Genomic DNA, 3,376 nt, shown 5'->3' on the forward strand with positions numbered 1-3,376 from the left:
ACCGCGTCAACGCCGCGCCGCCCGGCTTCCATCGCCACCTCAATGGCTAAATCTGGTTTTGACGACCGGTGAATCGCCTTCGAGATAATTTTGCGCATATTCATGGGCACGTTTTCGGGGATTTGCGCCACCCTGTGAAAAACGTCAGCGAACCCCTGGCGATACATAAAGTGTTCCATGTCCAGCGCGGGAAGCATGGTTAAATGATCGCGCTCTTCTTCTCTGTCGTTATTCAACAAACTCCGCACCGTAGCGGCATACTTTTTCCCAGCTTCATCACCATCAACCAGCACATGCCACTCGATACCCATCCGGCGGGCGAACTTAACCAGCGGCTTAAGGCCGGACTGGGCAAATTCAATGACTTTGATACCTTCCGCATCAAAGTGGTGCCCACACTGGCGGGCCAGTTCGTTAATGACCCAGGTTTCCGTTTCGCCTTCCACCAGCAGCCAACAGCGGGCAAACAACGACGATGCACGGTTAAAACGAATATGAAAGGCAATACGCCGACCATCTTCTGCGCTGATCCCACCTGGCCCAAGCCGCCAGGCGGCGACGCGGGAGGACTCACGCACCAGGCGGACAACGTGTTCCACGGGGGTGAGGGACAGTAACTCACCTGAGTTGGTGGTCGCCACCCGTTGCAGTGGAAGCAAATTCAGCAGGTGCCAGGCAACCGACAGCATAATCGGATGTAAACGCGTTTCAGGATCTTCTACCAACAGTAACGGCCGGGCGTCTTTATCCAGCCTCAGCGTACCTTTGGCCTGTAACAGCGTCGAAAACAATCCCAACAAGATCACGCGGTGCGTGCGTCCGCCCGGTCTATCAATCATACGGTTGATAATATCCAGATAGCGCCAGCTACGTTGTTCGTTATTGGAACGTCGACGCATCAGACGATAGCGGGACTGACTGGAACCCTGCTCAGAAAAATAGTGTTCCAATAGCTGTACCATGGCCGATAACCCCTGACGTATCTGCCCATCTGTCAGGTTTTGCGGTCGGGTAGCCAGTTCACGTGCCAGAAAATCCAGTTGCCGCGCGGTCACTTCGACATCCGCCGAATCCGGCACCGTACCGTTACGGATCCGTCGCATAAAACGTGCGTCGCGCAGGCGCAGTACTGGCATCAAACGCACGAGGTGCCGCGCCTGATCGTTAATGTCGTCGAGGGGAAGCTGATGGCCCTCGCCATCCAGAAAACTGCGTAACGTCAGAACGCTACCGTCGTCCGCACATTCACCTTCCAGCCGATAGAAAATGCGGTGATAGCCATCCTGACACAGCGTCCAGCTGGCTTCCAGAGGGCGATACCTGCGCACGCGGTGGCGACCTGGTTGAGACTCACGAAACGTCAGGATGATATGCAGATGATGTTCCCGGCCTTGTATATCACCCGGCGGGAACCAGAAATCTTCGCGGTCAAAGTGGTACAAATCAGTTTCCGGCGACAGCAACAGGGTTAAAGCATCCAGCAGACTGGACTTACCCCACGCGTTCTCCCCAATCAGCACGTTGCTTTGCTCCAGCATCAACGACAGACGGTTAATACCACGAAATCCAACAATCTCAACGCGTTCGAGAATCATATAGCCTCCGGAAATGCTAACTTTTTCCTTCAAGTTATCAGGAGTATAACGGCAAGCGGGCGCTCAAGACACCCGATATGATCAGGAGGTTAGTCGCAGAAATCAAAAAATATAAGAATATTCTTCTTATGTTTTCCCCGGAATATTATTTCAGAACTCAATCATCGCCGTTTTGCTAATTGAACTATGCTTCATTCATCCAATATTCAAAGAGGAATCACAACATATTGCCTTAAATCAAATTTTTTCATCAATTTAACTGGCGAAGGGATGATGTTTTTTTCTAAAATACCGGCTCTTTCATCATCGTCCCTTTTAGCGATGAATTACCGGGTAAGGAACACGAACCCGGAACTTTTAATTGAGGTGGTTATGTTCAGGAAATTAGCAGCCGAATTCTTCGGTACGTTTTGGCTCGTCTTTGGTGGGTGCGGTAGCGCAGTTCTGGCCGCAGCATTCCCGGAGTTGGGTATTGGATTTGCCGGTGTCGCGCTGGCGTTTGGTTTGACCGTATTAACCATGGCATTCGCCGTAGGTCATATTTCCGGCGGACACTTTAACCCGGCGGTGACCTTCGGTTTATGGGCGGGCAGTCGCTTCCCGGCAAAAGACGTTATTGGTTATGTTATCGCTCAGGTTGTGGGCGGTATTGTTGCAGCAGCGGCACTGTATCTTATTGCCAGCGGTAAAGCTGGTTTTGACGCAACTGCCAGTGGTTTTGCCTCGAACGGCTTTGGTGAACATTCACCTGGCGGCTATTCAATGCTGTCTGCCGTCGTAATTGAAATTATTTTGACCGCTGGTTTCTTATTAGTGATCCACGGTGCGACCGATAAACATGCTCCGGCAGGTTTTGCACCTATTGCGATTGGTCTGGCGTTAACCCTGATCCACTTGATCAGTATTCCGGTTACCAACACCTCCGTTAACCCGGCACGTAGTACCGCTGTAGCCATCTTCCAGGGCGGCTGGGCATTACAGCAATTGTGGTTCTTCTGGGTTATGCCGATTATCGGTGGGGTCCTCGGCGGTCTTATTTACCGCACTCTGCTGGAAAAACGCGATTAATCGATAACAAAAAAGGCCTGGCGCAAGTCAGGTCTTTTTTTCCCCGCTATATTTCCTTTTATTTGCAACTTTACTCCCTTCTTTGCATTGAGTAGTGTGTGCTGGCGCATTTCGTCTTACTCTCAGCAAGGATCTGGTTTTCATGTTTTCAGGGCTGTTAATCATTCTGGTTCCCCTTATTGTGGGTTACCTTATTCCGCTTCGGCACAGGGCTGCATTAAAACTCATCAATCGCCTGTTGAGCTGGATCGTCTACCTTATTCTCTTTTTTATGGGTATCAGCCTGGCGTTTCTGGATAATCTCGCCAGCAACCTGTTAGCCATTCTTCATTATTCTGCGGTCAGCGTGACGGTCATTTTGCTGTGTAATATCGCGGCGCTGTTCTGGCTGGAGCGTTCGCTGCCCTGGCGACATAACCACAAGCAAGAAAAGCTACCCTCGCGAATTGCGATGGCGCTTGAGTCGCTCCAGCTTTGTGGCGTCGTCGTCGTGGGTTTTCTGCTCGGCCTCACCGGTCTTCCTATTCTGCAGCACGCCACCGAAGCCAGCGAATATACGTTAATCTTTTTACTGTTCCTGGTCGGGATTCAACTGCGCAACAGCGGTATGACCTTAAAGCAAATTGTGCTGAATCGCCGGGGGATGATTGTTGCGGTGGTCGTCGTCGCCAGTTCGATGCTGGCGGGGGTTATTAATGCGTTGATCCTCGGCC

The 3,376-nt window shown here is 51.4% G+C and carries 3 protein-coding genes; 2 read left to right on the forward strand and 1 reads right to left on the reverse strand.

Features of this window, described 5'->3' with window-relative positions; genetic code table 11:
* Nucleotides 1-1,595: ATP-dependent endonuclease (locus FDW87_RS06515; protein WP_137379566.1), on the reverse strand; the 1,595-nt coding region annotated here is incomplete at its 3' end.
* 372 nt (nucleotides 1,596-1,967) lie between these two features.
* Here FDW87_RS06515 and aqpZ point away from each other — a divergent pair.
* Both aqpZ and FDW87_RS21995 read left to right on the forward strand, forming a co-directional pair.
* On the forward strand, nucleotides 1,968-2,663 hold the full coding sequence (aqpZ, locus tag FDW87_RS06520) for an aquaporin Z (protein ID WP_137379551.1): 696 nt from the start codon (nucleotides 1,968-1,970) through the stop codon (nucleotides 2,661-2,663).
* A 142-nt stretch (nucleotides 2,664-2,805) separates the two neighbouring features.
* The coding region (locus FDW87_RS21995) for a lysine exporter LysO family protein (RefSeq protein ID WP_252363050.1) at nucleotides 2,806-3,376 on the forward strand (571 nt) is incomplete at its 3' end.

This window comes from Citrobacter sp. wls826 (assembly GCF_005281245.1).
In the GTDB taxonomy this organism is placed as follows: domain Bacteria; phylum Pseudomonadota; class Gammaproteobacteria; order Enterobacterales; family Enterobacteriaceae; genus Citrobacter; species Citrobacter braakii.